The sequence below is a fragment of the Alloactinosynnema sp. L-07 genome, assembly GCF_900070365.1.
Lineage (GTDB): Bacteria > Actinomycetota > Actinomycetes > Mycobacteriales > Pseudonocardiaceae > Actinokineospora.
The window spans coordinates 2199200-2217978 of the sequence record NZ_LN850107.1 but is presented as its reverse complement, the minus strand read 5'-3'; the positions used below and the strand labels follow the sequence as shown (position 1 = coordinate 2217978).

General features: G+C 71.1%; 19 protein-coding genes. 12 read left to right on the top strand and 7 right to left on the bottom strand.

Annotated features, from left to right (window positions below):
- Positions 1–46 precede the first annotated feature (46 nt).
- From BN1701_RS09975 to BN1701_RS09965, 3 genes are all read left to right on the top strand, one after another.
- Positions 47–409: a hypothetical protein gene (locus BN1701_RS09975; RefSeq protein WP_054047662.1), complete on the top strand. Its 363-nt coding sequence runs from the start codon at positions 47–49 to the stop codon at positions 407–409.
- A gap of 61 nt (positions 410–470) precedes the next feature.
- Positions 471–2141: a bifunctional diguanylate cyclase/phosphodiesterase gene (locus BN1701_RS09970; RefSeq protein ID WP_231949554.1), complete on the top strand. Its 1671-nt coding sequence runs from the start codon at positions 471–473 to the stop codon at positions 2139–2141.
- Positions 2142–2156: 15 nt separating this feature from the next.
- The gene (locus tag BN1701_RS09965; RefSeq protein ID WP_197672074.1) at positions 2157–2732 is read left to right on the top strand and encodes an NIPSNAP family protein; all 576 of its coding nucleotides are present in this window, start codon (positions 2157–2159) and stop codon (positions 2730–2732) included.
- On the opposite strand, the gene BN1701_RS09960 is transcribed toward BN1701_RS09965, so the two are convergent.
- Positions 2725–4275: a multicopper oxidase family protein gene (locus tag BN1701_RS09960; RefSeq protein WP_054055743.1), complete on the bottom strand. Its 1551-nt coding sequence runs from the start codon at positions 4273–4275 to the stop codon at positions 2725–2727. The genes BN1701_RS09965 and BN1701_RS09960 overlap by 8 nt on opposite strands.
- A complete protein-coding gene (locus BN1701_RS09955) occupies positions 4272–4673 on the bottom strand; it encodes a hypothetical protein (protein WP_054047656.1) in 402 nt (133 codons plus the stop codon). The genes BN1701_RS09960 and BN1701_RS09955 overlap by 4 nt, the downstream gene beginning before the upstream one ends.
- 222 nt (positions 4674–4895) lie before the next feature.
- Between BN1701_RS09955 and BN1701_RS09950 the strand changes: the two genes are divergently transcribed.
- From BN1701_RS09950 to BN1701_RS09930, 5 genes are all read left to right on the top strand, one after another.
- Positions 4896–5651, top strand: a complete 756-nt coding sequence (locus tag BN1701_RS09950) for a putative protein N(5)-glutamine methyltransferase (protein WP_054047653.1) — start codon at positions 4896–4898, stop codon at positions 5649–5651.
- 11 nt (positions 5652–5662) lie between these two features.
- Entirely contained in the window at positions 5663–6409 is a 747-nt protein-coding gene (locus tag BN1701_RS09945) for a hypothetical protein (protein WP_054047651.1), read from the top strand.
- Between the two features lie 52 nt (positions 6410–6461).
- Entirely contained in the window at positions 6462–6968 is a 507-nt protein-coding gene (locus BN1701_RS09940) for a GNAT family N-acetyltransferase (RefSeq protein ID WP_054047649.1), read from the top strand.
- 113 nt (positions 6969–7081) lie between these two features.
- Positions 7082–8509: a rifampin monooxygenase gene (rox, locus tag BN1701_RS09935; protein ID WP_054047647.1), complete on the top strand. Its 1428-nt coding sequence runs from the start codon at positions 7082–7084 to the stop codon at positions 8507–8509.
- A gap of 275 nt (positions 8510–8784) precedes the next feature.
- Positions 8785–10146, top strand: coding sequence for a M28 family peptidase (locus BN1701_RS09930; protein WP_231949553.1), 1362 nt, complete (start codon positions 8785–8787; stop codon positions 10144–10146).
- 229 nt (positions 10147–10375) lie between these two features.
- Here BN1701_RS09930 and BN1701_RS09925 read toward each other — a convergent pair whose 3' ends face one another.
- Complete coding sequence (locus BN1701_RS09925) at positions 10376–11440, bottom strand: hypothetical protein (protein ID WP_157367901.1); 1065 nt, start codon at positions 11438–11440, stop codon at positions 10376–10378.
- A 160-nt stretch (positions 11441–11600) separates the two neighbouring features.
- Here BN1701_RS09925 and BN1701_RS09920 point away from each other — a divergent pair, with 160 nt between their 5' ends.
- From BN1701_RS09920 to BN1701_RS09910, 3 genes are all read left to right on the top strand, one after another.
- On the top strand, positions 11601–12215 hold the full coding sequence (locus tag BN1701_RS09920) for a dihydrofolate reductase family protein (RefSeq protein ID WP_054047641.1): 615 nt from the start codon (positions 11601–11603) through the stop codon (positions 12213–12215).
- 119 nt (positions 12216–12334) lie between these two features.
- Positions 12335–13309 carry a hypothetical protein gene (locus BN1701_RS09915; protein WP_054047639.1) on the top strand — a complete coding sequence of 325 codons (975 nt, stop codon included), beginning with the start codon at positions 12335–12337 and terminating at the stop codon, positions 13307–13309.
- A 58-nt stretch (positions 13310–13367) separates the two neighbouring features.
- Positions 13368–14540 carry a tyrosine-type recombinase/integrase gene (locus BN1701_RS09910; RefSeq protein WP_231949552.1) on the top strand — a complete coding sequence of 391 codons (1173 nt, stop codon included), beginning with the start codon at positions 13368–13370 and terminating at the stop codon, positions 14538–14540.
- Here the strand turns inward: BN1701_RS09910 and BN1701_RS09905 are convergent.
- Positions 14524–15129 carry a LysE/ArgO family amino acid transporter gene (locus BN1701_RS09905; RefSeq protein WP_054047635.1) on the bottom strand — a complete coding sequence of 202 codons (606 nt, stop codon included), beginning with the start codon at positions 15127–15129 and terminating at the stop codon, positions 14524–14526. The genes BN1701_RS09910 and BN1701_RS09905 overlap by 17 nt on opposite strands.
- Positions 15130–15194: 65 nt before the next feature.
- Between BN1701_RS09905 and BN1701_RS09900 the strand changes: the two genes are divergently transcribed.
- The gene (locus BN1701_RS09900) at positions 15195–16091 is read left to right on the top strand and encodes a LysR family transcriptional regulator ArgP (protein WP_054047632.1); all 897 of its coding nucleotides are present in this window, start codon (positions 15195–15197) and stop codon (positions 16089–16091) included.
- Here BN1701_RS09900 and BN1701_RS09895 read toward each other — a convergent pair.
- The 3 genes from BN1701_RS09895 to BN1701_RS09885 form a co-directional block, all read right to left on the bottom strand.
- On the bottom strand, positions 16088–17206 hold the full coding sequence (locus BN1701_RS09895) for an MFS transporter (RefSeq protein ID WP_172803404.1): 1119 nt from the start codon (positions 17204–17206) through the stop codon (positions 16088–16090). The two genes, BN1701_RS09900 and BN1701_RS09895, sit on opposite strands and share 4 nt — an antisense overlap.
- A gap of 66 nt (positions 17207–17272) precedes the next feature.
- Positions 17273–18229 (bottom strand): RluA family pseudouridine synthase, encoded by a 957-nt coding sequence (locus tag BN1701_RS09890; RefSeq protein ID WP_054047630.1) that lies wholly within the window; start codon positions 18227–18229, stop codon positions 17273–17275.
- 273 nt (positions 18230–18502) lie between these two features.
- Positions 18503–18718 carry a hypothetical protein gene (locus BN1701_RS09885; RefSeq protein WP_157367900.1) on the bottom strand — a complete coding sequence of 72 codons (216 nt, stop codon included), beginning with the start codon at positions 18716–18718 and terminating at the stop codon, positions 18503–18505.
- Positions 18719–18779 lie beyond the last annotated feature (61 nt).

Sequence of the window (18779 nt, the reverse complement as noted above, 5' to 3'; positions counted from 1 at the left end):
CGTGGCGTGTCGGTGCACTCAGGGTGTCCAGATAGCGTCCACCGGTATGGCGGTGGTGACCCAACCGGTGGACGTGCTGCGCAGACGCGACGAACCCCGGCACTGTGGCTGGTGCGGCAGGCAACTGCCCGGCGACCCGCGCGCGGGCAGGCCCCGCCGCTACTGTGCCCAATCGTGCAGGCAGCGCGCCTATGAGCGCCGCGCCGCGGTCCAGCGCGGCGGCCTGCCCGAGGACGCGATCGTGCTCTCGGCCACCGAACTCGCCGACCTGCAAGATCGACTTTTCCAACTCAGGTGCGCCGCTGAGGACGTCGCCACCGCGGCCCAGGACGGGGCCACCGCCGCTGAGCTGCGCGGACTCGCGGAAGCGATCAAGATCAGCGCCAAGGGGCTTGAGCGCCTGCGCTGAGCCGGGTCGGTCCACTACGCTTCGTGCGCATGTCCCCACAAGAATGGGTGAGGGAGACCGGGTGACGGACCATGAGACCGCCCCCGCGGAGATCCTGTCCGCCACGGACACCGCGTTCGCGCTGACCGACCGCGCGGGCACGGTGCGCTGGGTCAACCCCGCGATGGCGATGCTGCTCGGGCTCACCGAGGCCCAAAGCGTCGGCAGGTCGCTGTGCGCGCTGCTGTCCGGCGCACCCGACGCGCCCAGCGACAACGACGTCATGATGCCGCTGCCCGGGGTCAGCGGCGGCTACCGCTGGCTGGAGGTGCGCTGCACCGCCACCGACGACGGCCTGCTCTACCGGGCCGTCGACGTCACCCGGTGGCGCACCCGGGAGCTGGACTCGGCCGCGGTGCACCAGGAGGAGCTGCTGCGCCTGGTCGACGAGGACCCGCTGACCGGGCTGCCCAACCGCCGCGCGCTGACCAGGGAACTGGAGCGCCAGCTCGCCCTCGGGGTACGCGGCGCGTTCCTGCTGCTGGACCTGGACCACTTCAAGGACGTCAACGACCTGCACGGCCACCCCACCGGCGACAAGGTCATGTGCACGCTGGCCTCGCTGCTGCGCGACCGCATCGGCGGCGGCCAGGTGCTGGGCAGGCTCTCCGGCGACGAGTTCGCCGCGGTGCTGGCCGACACCGACGAACGCGAGGCGGTGGCGGTGGCCGACCGGCTGCGCAACGCCATCGCCGCCATCCCGATGAACGGGGTCGCCGGGGCCAGCCGGATCACCGTCAGCATCGGCGTGGCCACCTTCGACTCCGGGGTGTCGTGGCAGGAGGTGCTGGCCAACGCCGACATGGCGCTCTACGCGTCGAAGGCGGCGGGCCGCAACCGCGCCACCGTCTACGAGCCCGGCCACTACCAGGACACCCAGATGCGGGTCACGGTGATCGAGCGGGTCCGCGCCGCCCTCAAGCACGGCGGGTTCGTGCTGCACGCGATGCCGATGGTCAAACTCGGCAGCGGCCGCGTCATCGGCCACGAGCTGCTGCTGCGCCTGGAGGACGGCAAGGAGCCGCGCCTTGGCCCCGGCGAGTTCCTGCTGGCCGCCGAGCGCAGCGACCTGGTGTTCGAGATCGACCGGTGGGTGGCCGACAAGGCGATCCAGACGCTGGTGGAGCACCCGTATCCGGGGCTGCGGTTCAACGTCAACGTCTCCGGCCGCACCCTGGAGGACGAGGACTTCGGCGACTTCGTCCTCGACCGGCTCACCGCCGCGGGCGTGGCCCCCGGCCGCCTGGGTTTCGAGATCACCGAGACCGCCGCGGTCACCAACCTCGACGCCGCGCGCAGCCTGGCCCAGCAGCTGCGTGCCAGCGGCTGCCGGATCACCCTGGACGACTTCGGCTCCGGGTTCGGCTCGTTCGTCCACCTCAAGGAACTGCCGATCACCGGGTTGAAGATCGACGGCGAGTTCATCCACGGCATCGACTACGGCAGCCGCGACACCGTGCTGGTGCAGGGCATCGTCGACATCGCCCGCGGCCTGGGCCTGTCGGTGGTGGCCGAGTGGGTGGAGCGCTCCACCCAGGTCGAGGCGCTGTCCCGGCTCGGGGTGCGCGTTGCCCAGGGCTTCCACCTTGGCAAACCCGAGCCGCTGGAGTCCCTGCTGGCGCGTCCGCACGGGGTGTGGATGCGGCGCCCGACGCTGATGCACGAACTGCAGCCACTGGAAACCCATCCCTGACAGAAGGTGTCAGGGATGCGTCGTAGGTTCGAGGTCATGACGGTCCTTGAGCTGCGCCAGTACACCCTGCACCCGGGCAAGCGCGACGAGCTGATCACGTTGTTCGAACGCGAGTTCGTCGACGGTCAACTCGCCGTGGGCATGACGCTGCCGGGGCTGTTCCGCGATTTGGACGACCCGGACCGGTTCGTGTGGCTGCGCGGCTTCACCGACATGGCCGCGCGCCGCGAGGCGTTGACGGCGTTCTATTCCGGCCCGGTGTGGCAGGCGCACCGCGACCAGGCCAACGCCACCATGATCGACTCGGACAACGTGCTGCTGCTGCGCCCGCTGCGCGGCTTTCCGACCGAGCCGGTGGCCGGGCCGATCAGCGCGACGATCCACTATTTCGACGCGCCGGTGTCCGATGACGTGCTGGAGAAGGCGTTGGCCGAGCCATTCCTCGCCGTCGCGGTCACCGAGCACGCCGAGAACACGTTCCCCCAGCTGCCGGTCCGTGTGGGTGAGCACGTGGTGGTGACGTTTGGCTCAGGTGTCGACCTGTCGGAACGGGTCGAACACCTGAGCCTGGAGGCCACATCATTCAGGTGACGGTGAAGTTCGCCATCATCGCCATGTCCTCGTGTTCGAGGTTGTGGCAGTGCATGACGTAGCGGCCGCGGAACCCGCTGAACCGGGTGATCACCTCGACCGCCTCACCGGGCAGCAGGTCCACGGTGTCCTTCATGCCGAGGTCCTTGGGCGGCGGGGTGCGGTTGTTGCGCGACAGCACCTGGAAGTGCGCCAGGTGCACGTGCACGGGGTGGTGAACGTCGGTGAGGAACCGCCACACCTCGACGTCGCCCAGTCTGGGGGTGGCGACGTCGCGGTCCACGGCGAAGCTCTGCCCGTTGATGGTCCAGCGGTGCGCCGGTGAGTGCGGCCCGGTGTGTGGGTCGTTCGCGGGGGCGCGGTTGAGTTGGAAGTGGAAGTCGCGGGTGGTGGTGGCCTGGGCGCGGTCCAGCGGCTCGATCGTGGCCAGCTTCTCGGGGATGTTCGTGTCGTCTTTGGCCGAGCGCGCCACGACGAACCGCATGACCTCGGCGGTGGAGTCGCCGCCGAACCCGTTGCGCACGGTCACCTGGGTGCCGACCGGGTAGCCGGAGAAGTCGACGATCACCTCGGCGCGCTCGGCGGGCGCCAGAGTGATGTCGTCCACGGCGACCGGCTTGTCAAGCAACCCGACGTCGCTGCCGATGCGGGTGAACGCCTTGCCCGACGGCGGCGGGTCGAGGGTGAGCTGGTAGCGGCGCGCGTTGGAGCCGTTGAGCAGCCGCAGCCGGTACCTCGCGGTCGACACGTCGTGCGTGGGCCACGGGACACCGTTGACCAGGATCACGTCGCCGAGGACACCACCGAGGTAGCCCTCCTCCACCCCCGCGTGTTCCTGGGCGGCGGACAGGGCGGGGTAGCGGAACTGGGCGTCGCCGTCGAAGGCGCGGTCGGTGATCACCAGCGGCAGGTCGCGGTCCTCGCGCGGCAGCGGCAGCGCGTCGTCGGCCGCGTCGCCGACGACGAAGAACCCGGCCAGCCCGGCGTAGACGTTCGGGCCGGTGAAGTCCATCGCGTGGTCGTGGTACCAGAGCGTCGCGGCGGGCTGCCGCAGCGGATAGGTGTAGGTGCGTTCGCCCACGGTGGTCTTCCCAGGCATCTGGTGTCGGGTCAGACCGGCGGTGGGCAGGATCAGGTCGGTCGGGTAGCCGTCGCTCTCGGGCGGGGTGACCCCGCCGTGCAGGTGCACCACCGTGGCCACCGACAACTCCGAACGGACACGCACCTCGAGCTGCTCACCGGAGCGGGCCTTGATCGTCGGCCCGGGGAACGTGCCGTCGTAGCCGAGGATTCTGGTGCGCCGCCCGGGAAGGATCTCCACGTCGGCGGCGCGCTGCACCAGCTCGACCCGGCCGTCGACCATCTTCGCCACGTTCGGCAGCCGCAGTGGCTGCCGGAACCGCTCCGGCAGCGGCACCTGGCTGGCCAGCAGCGTCCCGGTCTGCCCGCCAGGGTTCGACGCGAACAGCCCCAACCCGCCCGCGACACCCACGAGCGCCACCCCGCCGCCGAAGCGCAATGCCTGCCTGCGGGTGAAGTTCACGACGGGCTCCCGACCCGCTTGCGCCACGCCCACCCGGTCACCAGCAGCGAGCCGATGATCAGGGCGGTGCCCAGCGGCAGGTGCAGGGCCATCGCCCGGGAGTGACCGGCGGTCAGCTGCACCAGCTCGGCCACCAGCAGCGCCGCGGCCACCCCGATCGGCCAGCCCGCGATCCGCCCCGGCCGCCACAGCACTACGGCCGCGACGAGTTGCAGGACGCCGGTCACCATCATGATCCCGCCGCTGGAGGAATGCATGCCCAGGGCGCTGTACTGGCCGTTGAGGAACATCCCGGCGAGGATCGGCTGCATCGCCAGCTGAATGAACTGCAGCGCGCACAGCACCCGGAACACCCACAGCGTGCTCGCCCGCAGCGGCGCTTTGGTCGTCGTCGTCACGTGTCCCGAGACTAGATCATGCGCGCTCACGCGGTCGGTTGAGGACCGCACACCTGTGTCGTCGGCATGTCTGCGACCTTGGTAGCGTTCGACCTGTCCGCGATGGCCGACCCGAGGAGGTGGGAACCCATGACCGCTAGGTCAGACCGGGCGCTCTCCCTCACCGGACCCGCGGTTCGATGACCGCCTGAGCGCCCGCCTGCTTCCCCGAAAGGCGCGCTCATGTCAGTGGTCACCATCGTCAACACCCTCCGAGCGGCGGGCTGCGTGTTCGCCGAGGACGAGGCACGGCTCCTCATCGACACCGCAAGCGGACCCGCGGATCTCGACGCCATGATCGGCAGGCGGGTCGCGGGCCACCCCCTCGAACACGTCCTGGGCTGGGCCGAGTTCGCGGGCCTGCGCGTCGCCGTGGATCCCGGCGTGTTCGTGCCCCGCCGCCGCACCGAGTTCCTCGCCGACCAAGCCGCCGCCCTTGCCCACCCCGGCGCCGTGGTCGTCGACCTGTGCTGCGGCACCGGCGCGGTCGGCGCCGCCATCCACGCCGCCGTCGCCGTCGACCTGCACGCCGTCGACATCGACCCCGCCGCGGTGGGCTGCGCCCGGCGCAACGTCACCGGCCACGTCCACGAAGGCGACCTCTACGACCCGCTGCCGCCCGACCTGCGCGGCCGGGTCGACGTCCTGGTCGCCAACGCCCCCTATGTGCCCACCGACTCGATCGGCCTCATGCCGCCGGAGGCCCGCCTCCACGAACCCCGCGTCGCCCTCGACGGCGGCACCGACGGCCTGGCCATCCAGCGCCGCGTCATCGCCGCCGCCCGCACCTGGCTGGCCCCCGGCGGACACCTGCTGATCGAGACCAGCGCCCAGCAGGCCCCACACACCGCCGCCACCTACACCCGCCACGGCCTGCGCGCCCACGTCGCCACATCGGCCGAGGTGGACGCCACCGTCGTCATCGGCACCCCGACCTAGAATCCGGCCTCATGGGGACCGACGGACCAGCCCTGATCTCCGACGACACCGCCGCCGACGTCCGCGACGCCTACCGCGACGCCCTGGCCCACGGGCGCACCGACGACGACGCCGAGGCCGCGGCGCTGCGCGAGTTCGCCGACGAAGACCAGGTCGTGGTCGTGCTCGCCCTGGCCGTGACCGAGTCGACCATGGGCAGGCTCGGCGACGACCTGCGCGCGCGGGCCTTGACCATGCTCGACGCCGGAGGCGACCTGGACCGGTGGGCCGAGGCGGGCCCGGCGGCGGTTCGGCGCCGGGCCGCGGCCCTGGCGAAGGTCCGAGCGCAGATCGAGGGCCCGCAGCCGGCACGCCGCACGGTCCGCCGACGCCGGTTGCCCACGCCCACGGTCGGCGTCGGCCAGGTCCTGGCGCACCGCGACGGCCGAGGGCGGGTCCACCTGCTGCGGGTGGTCGGCGCCGCCGCGGACACCTGCGGGGCCGAGGTGCACGTGCGGGTACTCGACCACGAAGGCACCGACGTGCCCGACGACGTCACCGCGATCCCGGCCCGCACCCGCAGACCACCGTGGAAGAAGGTCCACATCAGGATCATCGACGACACCCCCGCCCGCCGCGCCGCCGCGGGCGTCGTCGAGGTGGGCCCCGCGCCCGATCCGGTCCCGGGCGCCGCGGACACCGTCGGCGCGGTGGCGATGGACTGGGCGGGCCTGGTCTCCTACCTCGACAGCAGGCCACCGACCGAGACGGACACATGAGCGAATCATTGACACAGTGGCGCGAACGCCACCGAGCGCGCGAGGTGGCCCGATGAGCACCGACTGGACCACCCGCGCCGAGACCGACGCCGACATCCCCGCCATCCGCGCCGTCGTACAGGCCGCCTTCGACACCGGCGACGAGGCCGACCTGGTCGACCGCCTGCGCACCGATCCCTCGTGGATCGAGGGACTGTCGATCGTCGCCACCGACGACTCCGGCGCCGTCGTCGGACACACCCTGCTCACCCGCTGCCACATCGGCGACACCGAGGCCCTGTGCCTGGCGCCGTGCGCGGTCGCCCCGGACCACCAGCGGACCGGGGCGGGCTCGGCGGCCATCCGCGCGGCACTGGACGCGGCCGCGGACCTGGGGGAGCGGTTCGTCGTCGTCCTGGGCCACCCGACGTACTACCCCAGGTTCGGCTTCACCCGCGCCTCCGCGCACGGGATCCGGGTGTCCATCGAGGTGCCCGACGACGCGCTGATGGCGTTGGCCCTCAAGGATGATCCGCTGCCCGGCGGCACAATCCACTACGCCGCGCCGTTCGGAATCTAGGAGAGTTCCCCGCCCTCTTCAACGTATAGCGCACAGGGGGTCTTGCGGCAAGACCCTGGTTGTGGCGCAGAATCTCCCGCCGACGCCACAACCAGGGGAAATCGGGGGATCTCATGATCGACGTGATCGTCGCGGGCGGCGGACCGACCGGCTTGATGCTGGCCTGCGAACTGCGGCTGCAAGGCGTGCACGCACTCGTGGTGGAGAAGGACCCCGAGCCGACCAAGGTCGTCCGCTCGCTCGGTCTGCACGCGCGCACTGTCGAGGTGATGGACCAGCGCGGTCTGCTGGAACGGTTCCTCGCGCTCGGCACGAAATACCCCCTCGGCGGCTTCTTCGCGGGCATCACCAAGCCCGCCCCGGAGCGGCTGGACACCACACATCCGTATGTCCTGGGCATCCCGCAGCCCAGCACCGACCGCCTGCTCACCGAGCACGCCGCCGAGGTGGGCGTCGAGATCCGGCGCGGCTGCGAGCTGGTCGGGCTGGACCAGGACGACGACGGGGTCACCGTCGAGCTGGCGGACGGCACCCGGCTGGGCGCGCGCTACCTCGTCGGCTGCGACGGCGGCCGCAGCACGGTGCGCGGGCTGCTCGGTGTCGGCTTCCCCGGTGAGCCCTCCCGGGTCGACACGCTGCTGGGCGAGATGCGGGTGACCGCGCCACCGGAGACGCTTTCCGCGGTGGTGGCCGAGGTCCGCAAGACCCAGCTCCGGTTCGGCGCCATGCCCCTCGGGGACGGGGTGTACCGCATCGGCGTGCCCGCCGAGGGGGTGGCCGAGGACCGCTCGGTCCCGCCGACATTGGAGGAATTCCGGCGGCAGCTGCGGGTGGTCGCGGGCACCGACTTCGGCGTGCACTCACCGCGCTGGCTCTCCCGCTTCGGCGACGCCACCCGGCTGGCCGAGCGCTACCGCACCGGCCGGGTGCTGCTGGCGGGCGACGCGGCGCACATCCACCCGCCGACCGGCGGGCAGGGCCTCAACCTCGGCGTCCAGGACGCGTTCAACCTGGGGTGGAAGCTGGCCGCCGAGGTCAACGGCTGGGCTCCGGAGGGCCTGTTGGACAGCTACCACACCGAACGGCACCCGGTGGCCGCCGCCGTGCTGGACAACACCCGCGCGCAGATGCAGCTGATGTCCACCGAGCCCGGTCCCCAGTCGGTGCGCCGGTTGGTGGCGGAGCTGATGGACTTCGAGGACGTGAACCGGTACCTGATCGAGAAGATCACCGCGATCGGGATCCGCTACGACTTCGGCGAGGGGCACGAGTTGCTCGGCCGCAGGCTGCGGGACGTGGGCCTGAAGCGGGGACGCCTCTACGAGCTGATGCGCGGCGGCCGCGGGCTGCTGCTCGACCAGACCGGCACGCTGTCGGTGGCGGGCTGGGCCGACCGGGTCGACCACGTGGTCGACGTCAGCGAGGAACTCGACGTGCCCGCGGCGCTGCTGCGGCCCGACGGCCACGTCGCTTGGGTCGGCGAGGACCAGCGCGACCTGCTCAGCAGGCTCCCGACGTGGTTCGGCGCGGCCGTCGACTGAAGCACGCGGTCGCGGCTTTCGGCCGACCTGAATGTTCTCCCACATTGATAGGCCGATCGGGTACCGATCCATTCGCCGCCGGATTGGCACTGGTGGACCACCTGGGACAACCGCAGGCTGATCGGGTTCGCCGAACAGGGAGATAGCGAATGAGACGTATGCAACGAATCGCCGTGACAGCCGCGGCACTCATACTTGTGCCATTGTCGCCTGCATTGTCGGCGCAGGCGGAGCCGGACGTTCGGGGCGGCCTGGCGGAGAAGCTGGTCCGAAAAGTGACGATCGGCGCCGTCCATCGGCATCTGATCGCGTTTCAGCGTATCGCGGACCGCAATGGCGGCAATCGGGCCGATCCGTCGCCGGGAGCCAGGGAAAGTCTGGATTATGTCGCGGAAAGGGTTCGTGCCGCCGGGTTCGAGGTGACGATTCAGGAATTCGGCTATGACCGGAGGGTCATCGACGCGGAGAGTCTCACCGTGGCGGCGACTCGGGTGGTGCCCGATCACATGACCGGCTCGCCGCAGACCCCGGTGGGCGGGCTCACGGCAGGCTTGGTCGTCGTGCCGGCGGACTCGACCACCGGCTGCGAGCCCGAGGACTACACCGGAATCGACGTGGCGGGCGCCATCGTTCTGATCCGTCGCGGCGGCTGTTCGTTCGTCACCAAGGAGAGAGTCGCGGCCGACGCGGGCGCGATCGCCGGGGTGGTCTACAACAACAGCCCTGGCCCGATGGGCGGCGAGGTGAATCCCGCCACCGCGCGCATTCCGATGGTCGGGCTGGTCGGGGTCGATGGCACCGCGTTGATCGCACTGGCGGGCAAGCAGGCCACGCTGGACGCGCGACATCACATCGAGCCGACCAACAGCCGCAATCTGATCGCGTCAACGCGCACCGGGCGCCGGGACAACGCCGTCATCGTGGGGGCGCACCTGGACAGCCTTCCCGCTGTTCCCGGCATCAACGAGAACGCCACCAGCGTCGCGGCCATGCTGGAGACCGCGCTGCAGCTCGGCGGTTCACCGAAAGTGAACAACTCCGTGCGGTTCATCTGGTGGGGCGGAGACTGGGACAACACAGGTTCTGATGCCTACCTGAGATCGCTCTCCTTCGAACAGCAGCTCGACATCGCGCTGCATATCGAGCTCGAAGCGATCGGCTCACCGAACGGAGGGTATTTCGTCTTCGACGGCGACGGCTCATCGACGGGTGGTTCGGGGCCGTACGGTTCCGGGCAGATCGAACAGGCTTTCGCGGACTACTACGCCTCTCGCGGAATCGCCACCGAACCCACCAAATTTCCGGGACCGGGCGCCTACTCGGACTTCATGCCCGCCGGAATACCCACCGGCGGCCTGTTCTCCGGCTTGTTCCACACCAAGACGCAGGCGCAGGCCGAGAAGTGGGGCGGCACCGCGGGCGCGCTGTTCGACCCGTGCAACCACTCGGTCTGCGACAATCTCGGAAACATCAACCGCGACCTGCTGGACAAGAACGCCGACGCCGTCGCCCACATCACCGGCAGGTTCGCGAGATCGACGCGGGATGTCAACGGCGTGGAGTCCAGGGCGCACCGAGCGTCGGTTCGCCAGGCAGCGACCAGGCAGGCAGCCGGAATATCCGTCGTAACCGAATGACCGGCGGAGACTCCGCTGTTGTGCCCCTGTGAACGAGTTCGTCAGGACACGCGCCGCGGTCTCACACGATCTCGTTCAGCTGCCCCGTGGCCACGTCGAAGAACCTTGGGCCTGGTCGGTGTGCGGGACTGACCAGGTCGCGGGCGACGGCGTCGAGCATCCTGGCCTCGTTGTTCCTCATGGGCTGAAAGTCGCGGGCCGCCGCCCTACGGGGTGGCGGCCCGTTCGATCAGCCGGGCAGGTCGGGGCCGACGACTCGCCGGAGGTGTTCCAGGTCGTCGTTGAGCGCCTGGGTGGACAGCCGCAGCGTCGTCACTTCGGCTTCGGCCCGTTCGGCGCGGTGCTTGGCGGCCCCGAGTTCCTGGTGCAGCTTCGCTTGGGTGGCCTGGTGGGCGTCGGTCGCCGCGGCGAGGCGGGTCTCGGCCCGGTCCAATGTCCGGTCGAGTTCCGCGCGGTGCTTGTCGGCGGCCTGAGCGGCTTCGGCGTTGTGGCGCTCAGCGGCGTGAGCCGCTTCCCTGCGAGTGCCTGCGAGGTCGGCGCGGGCCGCGGTGAGGTCGGCCTCGGCGCGTTCGAGCGCGCGTGCGCCGCTGGAGCGTTCGTCCACGAGCCGCTGTTCGAGCCCGGCGAGTTCGGCGCGCAGTGACGCGGTCTCCTGGCGGGCGACGGCGGCGGCCTCGGTGGCTTGGTGTTCGCGGTGGGCGGCGTCGCGGGCTCGGTGTTCGGCGTGCTCGGCCCGCTCGTGTTCGGCGTCGCGGCGGGACTCGGCGCGGGCCTGTTTGAGTTCGGCGGCTTTCATCCGGGCGAGGGCCTCGTCGCGGGAGTGTTCGGCGGCGGCCCGCGCGGCACCGTGTTCGGCGGTCAGCGCGTGGGCTTCCCGCGCGGCCCGCTCGGCTTCGGCGGCCTGACCTTCGGCGTGTTCACGCAGCCCCCGGTCCAGGGCTGCCGCTTTCTCCGCGGCGTCGACGGCCGCCAGCGCGGTGGTCACTTCCCCGTCGAGCCGGGTGACGACCTGCTCCAGCACCGCCTTGAGCGCCTCGGCGGGCCCGAGGACGCGGTCGATGTGTTCACGAACCTCCGTGGCGACCCCACCCAGCGCAGCCGTCCCCGACTCGACGCCGAGCGCGGCCCGCAGCGCGTTCTCCGCGGCGGCCAGTTGCTTGCAGGTCACGTTTCCCGGCCAGGTCCGCTCAGGACAGAACTCGTAGGGGCGTCCACCACGGGGCCCCGGCGGGGGCAGCGGGTTTCGGCACCGGCTGAACCCGCACAACGCGTTTCCGTCGACCGTCTGCTGCATGATCTAACCCTAGTCGATCGGTTATTCAACCTACAACCGAGGTTAGAAGTTATCTCTCTATAACCGCGGTTACCTACGAAACAGACCTTTCGTTGGTAAGCCGAAGCGGCCCCTGGATCGGTGGCAAGATCAGGGGAAACACGAGCGTGGGGAGTCACCGATGGCGAAATTGAGGGTCCACAACCTGGCGATGTCGCTCGACGGCTACGTCGCCGGGCCGCGGCAGAGCCTGGAGGACCCGCTGGGGGTCGACGGTGAGAAGCTGCACGAGTGGCTCTTCGCCGATGACCGCGCGAGCATCGTCGACGACCTCATCGAACGCGGTGAGAACGGGATCGGCGCCACGATCATGGGGCGCAACATGTTCGGCCCGATCCGCGGACCGTGGGGCGAGGACACCTGGACCGGCTGGTGGGGCCCGAACCCGCCCTACCACCACCCGGTGTTCGTCCTGACCCACCACCCGCACCCGCCCATCACCATGGAGGGCGCGACCACCTTCCACTTCGTCGACGGCGGCGTCGACGCCGCCCTGGCCCTGGCCGTCGACGCGGCGGGCGGGCTCGACGTGCGGCTCGGCGGGGGAGCGGCCACCGTCCGGCAGTACCTGCGGGCGGGCCTGGTCGACGAGCTCAACGTCTCCGTGGTGCCGATCCTGCTCGGCTCCGGCGAACGCGTGTTCGAGGACGGGATCACCGCCCTCGAGTGCACCGAGTCGGTCACCGTCGACCGGGTGACCCACCTGCGCCTGGTGAAGGCCGCCAGTCCTTCGTGACCCTCGCCCGTCTGGAGACTATCCCCGCGTTCAAGTGCCGTCTGGTCCGGAACACCTTGCAGCGACATGCGCACGCGAAGATCACTGCTTCTTCATAGTCCTTCGGCAGTGTTTCCAGCGTGACCTTCCTCCGCGCGGCCCTCGCCGCTCTGATTCTGGCCCTTGTGACTGTCGCGGCGCCGCAGGCGGCGGCTGGGCAGGGTGTCGGCGTCGTCCAGTACAACCTCGGCGATCAGGCGTTCCGGCATCCCGAGGTGTCCGTGCCGATGGAGTTGGCCGCCGTCGTGCACTACCCGCGCGACCTCGGCGGCCGCACGCACCCGCTGATCGTGCAGTCGCACGGCAGTTGGTGGACCTGCGTGGACCCCATCGCGAGGACGCCACACGGCCAGTGGCCCTGCGCGCGGCGGCAGCGACCGCTGCCGAGCTTTCGTGGCTACGACTACCTTGGCGAGAAGCTCGCCGAGCAGGGTTTCATCGTCGTCTCGATCAGCGCCAACGCCATCAACGCGCACCTGCTTGGCGACGAGGGCTACTACTCCCGCGCCTATCTGGTCAACAAGCACCTGGAGCTGTGGCGCGACCTCGCGCGCGGTGAGGGGCCGCTGGCGGGCGCCCTCGGGCGTTTCCGCGGGCGCGTCGACCTCACCCGCGTCGGCACGATGGGGCATTCCCGCGGTGGCAAGGCAGTGATGTGGCAGGCCTCCGACAAGCACACCGCCAAGTGGCCCGCGGGCGTCCGGATCCGCGCGGTCGTCCCGCTCGCGCCGGTCTACTTCAACTCCGACGAGGACGACAACAGCGACGTGCTGGTCACCCGGGTGCCGTTCAAGGTCGTCATCGCCGCCTGCGACGGTGACGTCGGCGATGTGGGCCTGCAGTACGTCAAGGACGTCGCGGGCAGGAACCCCGATGCGAGCTCGGTGACGATCACCGGCGCGAACCACAACTTCTTCAACACCGAATGGTCGCCCGGCAAGATCGGCGGGGAGGACGACGCGCCGGCGGACTGCGCGGGCAAGCTGACACCGGCACAGCAGCGCGGCGACGCCGCCCGCGAGATCGTCTCATTCTTCGCGAGCCGCCTGAGGTAAGGGAAGCGGCGTTGCCCGTATGCTGATCAACCCGAACACCACGAGCGGGGGAGCCGACGTGACCGACGTGCTCGTCGCCGCGGGCGAGGACATCTGGCCCGGCGTCGACGATCCCGCCCGGCTGCTGGCCATGATCGGTGACTGGCTGCTCGGCTACGCCAACCGCGCCACCCGACACAAGTACGCCGAATCCCTCGGCCTGCCGGTCAGCGCCGCGGACCTCGCCCCCTGGCGCGACCGCCCCGAACTCGCGCCCGTCGTCCACGCCTACGCCCACACCCTCGGCCTGCCCACGCGGCCACCGGCGGTCACCGCGAACCGGCCGCCACCGGCGCGGCGCGGCAGGCTGCGGCACCTGCACTGGCTGCGCTGGTGCGGCGCGCGCGGCCTGGACCCGCTGCGCGCCAACACCACCCACGTCAAGGAATGGCTCGACGACCTCACCGACCACGGCGCCGCGAAAGCCACCCGCGACCGCATGCTCGGTACCCTCAAAGCCTTCTACGGCCACCTCGCCGAGGCGGGGGAGATCGCCGCCAATCCCGCGGCCCTGTCCCGCAGGCGTCTCAACGTCGCCACCGACCATGACACCACCCGCACCGTCACCCTCACCGCCCACCAGGTCCGCGTCCTGCTCGACGCCGCCGCCGCGCCCAGACCCGGCCGCGACCGGCTCGGCACCCTGCGCGCCACCGCCGTGGTCGCCCTGTTCACCCTCGGCGTGCGCGTCTCCGAACTGTGCGACCTGACCCGCGCCGATCTGCACTCCACCCGCGGCCGCACCGCACTGCGCGTACCGGGCAAAGGCGACAAACCGCGCGTCGTCTACCTCTCCGGACTGGCCCAGGACGCACTCAACGCCTACCTGCACCACCGCGCGGGCGACACCGCCCCCGCCCTGCGCGGCCAGGTCAAGGCGGGCACCCAACCGCTGATCGGCACCCGCGACGACAAACCCATGGCCCGCGCCGACGTGTGGGCGCTGCTGCGCCGCATCGCCGCATCGGCAGGCCCCGACCTCGCCGACGTGGCCACCCGAATCCACCCGCACGCCCTGCGCCACTTCTACGTCACCGCCGCGGTCGAGGCGGGCGCCGAACTGGTCACCGTGCAGGCCGACGTCGGCCACGCCAGCGTCGACACCACCAACCGCACCTACAACTCCGCGGCCCGCGCCCCGCAGCGCAGCGCCGTCGACCTCGTCGCCGAGGCCATCACCGGGTCAGGCTGAGCAGCATCACCACCGCGAACCCGGTCATGGTCGCGGCCACCAGCGCGTCGAGCACCTTCCACGACGACGGGCGGGCGAAGAACCCGGTGAGCAGGCGTGCCCCGAACCCGAGCGCGGAGAACCAGCACACACTCGCCGCGACCGCGCCCAGCGCGAACCCCCACCGCAGCGACCCGTGCGCCGAGGCCAGCGATCCCAGCAGCAGCACGTCGACATAGACGTGCGGGTTGAGCCAGGTCAGCGCCATCGCCGTCAGCACCGCGGGCCGCGCCGACCCGCCCGCCACCACCAGCGCCGAGGGCCGCAACGCCCGACGCGCGGCGAGAGCCCCGTAGCCGAGCAGGAAAGCGGCACCGACCAGCGTCAGCACCGTCGTCGCCCCCGGCCACGCGCCCACGACCGCGCCCACCCCGGCCACCCCCAGGGTGATCAACACCGCGTCGGATCCCGCGCAGACGGCCACGACCACGGGGACCGCGTGCCGGTGGATGCCCTGGCGCAGCACGAACGCGTTCTGCGCGCCGATCGCGACGATGAGCGAGAGACCGGTGCCGAACCCCGTGGCCACGGCGAGCATGAACTGACCCATGACCCGAGGCTATGAACCCACCGGTCAACAGTCCAGTTCAAGATTTTGACGTAACATTAGCGCTCGTGATGCCCGACCTGCCGCTGGACCTGGTCCGCACCCTGCTCGCCGTCATCGACGAAGGCACCTTCGACGCCGCGGCCGCCGCCCTGCACGTGACCCCCTCCGCGGTCAGCCAGCGCGTCAAGACCCTCGAACAGCGCACCGGCCGGGTCCTGCTCCTGCGCACCAAACCCGCCACCCCCACCGCCTCCGGCGAGATCGTCGTGCGCTTCGGCCGCCAACTGCTCCAACTCGAACGCGACACCCGCGCCGACCTCGGGATGTCCGACGAAGGCGAGCCCGCGCGGCTGCCCATCGCCGTGAACGCCGACTCACTGTCAACCTGGTTCATCCCCGCGCTCACCCGCGTCCCCGACATCCACTTCGAACTGCACCGCGAGGACGAGGGCCACACCACCGCCCTGCTGCGCGAAGGACTCGTCATGGCCGCTGTCACCTCCACCCCCGACCCCGTCCAAGGCTGCCTCGTGCGACCCCTCGGCCACATGCGCTACCTGCCCACCGCCAGCCCCGACTTCCTCGCCCGCCACCTCGACGGCCCCCTGCGCGCCCACATCGCCGACGCACCCGTCGTCGTCTTCGACCGCCGCGACGACCTGCAGGACCGCTTCGCCCGCACCCGCACCGGCGGCCGCGGCGCCAGCCACCACCGCCACCACATCCCCTCCTCGGAGGGATTCGTCGACGCCGTGGCCGCCGGACTCGGCTGGGGCATGGTCCCGCAGGTCCAAGCCCGCCCCCGCATCCGCGAAGGCACCCTGGTCGACCTCGCCCCCGACCACCCCATCGACGTCCCCCTCTACTGGCAGCAGTGGAAACTCGACTCGCCCACGCTGGCCGCGGCCGCCCGCGCCATCCACGACACCGCCGCCCAAGCCCTGGACCAGACTCGGCCCTAAAGCTCAGCGGCCACCGGCGTCCGACGCAGCCAGCGGGGCAGCAGCAACGCCACGAACGCGACCAGCGCGGCCACCCCGAACACCTCACCCACCGCCCACGCCCCGTACAGGGCCACCGCCGACACCTCGACCCCGATCTCGGCCACCGACGTCACCGTCGCCCGCGCCTGCCCCTCGATGGTGTCCTGCAGCCGCGCCTCACCGACGACCAGCACCATCCGGTACAGCCCGTAGAACACCGCGACCGCGACCAGGCCGACCGGCGCGCGCAGAACCCCGGAGAACAACAGCACCAGCACCGCGGCACCCAGCACCAGCGCCAACGTCAGCGTCGTCAGCCGGTTGGCATAGCCGCCCAGCGACGCGCCCGCCGCACCCGCCAAGGGGATCGCCGCCATGGCCACCGGCACCCAGCCCGACGGCACACCCCAGTCCTGCGCCATCAGCGGGAAGTACTCCTCGAAGGCGTCCAGCCCGCCGAGCAGCGCCACCACGATCACCGCGTGCCGCACGTTGACGCTGCGCGCGGCCTCCCGGACACCGGCTCTGAGCAGGTCCACATAACCCAGCTCGTCGTCGTCCTCGTCGCGCGGCGGTTCGGGGAAACGGGAAGCGACCACCGCGCCCGCCACGCACACACCGACGCTGACCCACCCCGCCAGCTGGTAGCCACCCACCATGAACAGCACCGTCGCCAAGCCCGCCGTCGGGATCTCGGTGACCAGGTTGAGCGCCGTCACCCGCCCGTTGACCTGCGCGAACCGGGACTCCTCACCGTGGGCGGCCAACCCGTCGTAGAGCAGCGCGTCGAACGCGCCCGACTCCAGCGCGCCGCCCAGGCCCCACAACACGAACCCCGCCGCGAACCCGGCGAACCCGGGCAGCGTCACCCACACGACATAGCCGACCGCCTGCAGCAGGCTCGCCGCCACCAGCGCCGAGCGCCGCGAGAACCGGTCCGCGAGCGCACCCAGCGGCACCTCGCCGAGGATCCCGACCGCCGACCAGATCAGGAACAGCGCCGAGATCTGCGCCCCGGACAACCCGGTGTCGGAGAACAGCACGGCGTACAGCGGATAGATCGGGACCAGATAGGTGAGCACCGCCCACCACATCGACACCCGGATCAACCCGGCCGTGGACTCAGCGTGGAAACGTCAACCGAACGGCATGCCGGGAGACTAGACCGCCCGCCCGGCCCGCGCAGCCGAGTTTCCCCACTCGCCCGGGGCGTCCCACGCCGAGAGCCGCAACGCGCTCTCGAACCGGCGCGGCACCCCGCTCACCGGGTCGGTGAACTCCAGGACCTTCGCCAGCAGCTGCAGCGGCCGGGTGAAGTCGCCCAGCGGCTTCTCCGTCAACACCGGGTAGAAGTCGTCACCCAGGATCGGCACACCCAGACCGCTCATGTGCAGCCGCAGCTGGTGGGTACGCCCGGTCTCCGGCGACAGCCGATACCGCCCGACCCCGCCCCGCACCTCGACAAGCTCCACCGTCGTGCGCGCGTTGGGCTCACCGGGGACCTCCTGCGCGGTGATCACCCCGCGCTCCTTGACGATGCGGCTGACCACCGTGCGCGGCAACTCCAGCGCCGGGTCATGCCGGGCGATCGCCTCATACTGCTTGCCCACCAACCGATCGCGGAACATCGTCTGGTACTTGCCGCGCAGCTCCGGGCGCACGACGAACAGCAACAGCCCAGCCGTGACCCGGTCCAGCCGGTGCGCCGGGCTCAGCGTCGGGATGCCCAGGTCCCGCCGCAGCCGCACCAGCGCGGTCTGCACGATGTGCTGACCGCGGGGGATGGTCGCCAGGAAATGCGGCTTGTCCACGACCAGGATGTCCTCGTCGCGGTGCACGACGCCGACCTCGAACGGCACCGGCACCTCCACCGGCAGATCCCGGTGGAACCACACGAACGACCCCGGCAGATACGGCGCGTCCACCGCCACCGGCCCGTCCACCCCGACGATCCGCTCCTCCCGCAGCATCACGTCGATGCGCCCCGGGTCGACCCGGGGCAGCCGCTCCACCAGGTGATCGCGGATCGTGGCCCACTCACCCTCGTCGGGCAGCCGCAGACGCGCGGCGTCGAGGCCGTGGCGCTGCGGCAGGGGAGAGCGAAGCTTGCGTCTCATCCCGGCCAGCCTAAGGTCCGATGGCCCGACGAAGCCAAACCGGCCCCCCGCCAAACGTGAGACCCTGAAGACCTACGCGCACCCCCACACCCCGCCGACCCACGTTCGGCCAGGCCACGGGAGCGCCACTCGGCCCAGGAGCGGACGCCGCCACATCCAGGCGCGTTTCACCGCACCCGGTCATCCCGACCAGCACAAACCCCCACCGCGCCATGCCCACATCCGGGCAGACACACCCCACAAGGGAGACACTCCATCACCACCTCCGCGCCGTCACCGACGCTCGCCGCACCCCGCACCCTCACCGACATCTACGGCCCCGACATCGCCGTCTGCGCCCGCCCCGCCCAGGAAACCGCCGTCCCCTCCAGCAGACACCGCAACACCCGCGACGTCCTCACCACCCGACCCATCGCCGTCGCCGCCGACACCACCGTCATCTGCAGCGCGGGCGGCACCGAACCCGCCCTCCTCGCCGAACTCCGCCACGGCGGCCTCCCCATCGGCACCGACCTACGCGAATTCCGCACCGAAACCGAATTCACCACCC

Coding starts and splice junctions, on each gene's coding strand:
- BN1701_RS09975 (WP_054047662.1), top strand. CDS start 47: ATGGCGGTGGTGACCCAACCGGTGGACGTGCTGCGCAGACGCGACGAA.
- BN1701_RS09965 (WP_197672074.1), top strand. CDS start 2,157: ATGCGTCGTAGGTTCGAGGTCATGACGGTCCTTGAGCTGCGCCAGTAC.
- BN1701_RS09950 (WP_054047653.1), top strand. CDS start 4,896: ATGTCAGTGGTCACCATCGTCAACACCCTCCGAGCGGCGGGCTGCGTG.
- BN1701_RS09945 (WP_054047651.1), top strand. CDS start 5,663: ATGGGGACCGACGGACCAGCCCTGATCTCCGACGACACCGCCGCCGAC.
- BN1701_RS09940 (WP_054047649.1), top strand. CDS start 6,462: ATGAGCACCGACTGGACCACCCGCGCCGAGACCGACGCCGACATCCCC.
- rox (WP_054047647.1), top strand. CDS start 7,082: ATGATCGACGTGATCGTCGCGGGCGGCGGACCGACCGGCTTGATGCTG.
- BN1701_RS09925 (WP_157367901.1), bottom strand. CDS start 11,440: ATGCAGCAGACGGTCGACGGAAACGCGTTGTGCGGGTTCAGCCGGTGC.
- BN1701_RS09920 (WP_054047641.1), top strand. CDS start 11,601: ATGGCGAAATTGAGGGTCCACAACCTGGCGATGTCGCTCGACGGCTAC.
- BN1701_RS09905 (WP_054047635.1), bottom strand. CDS start 15,129: ATGGGTCAGTTCATGCTCGCCGTGGCCACGGGGTTCGGCACCGGTCTC.
- BN1701_RS09895 (WP_172803404.1), bottom strand. CDS start 17,206: ATGTGGTGGGCGGTGCTCACCTATCTGGTCCCGATCTATCCGCTGTAC.
- BN1701_RS09890 (WP_054047630.1), bottom strand. CDS start 18,229: ATGAGACGCAAGCTTCGCTCTCCCCTGCCGCAGCGCCACGGCCTCGAC.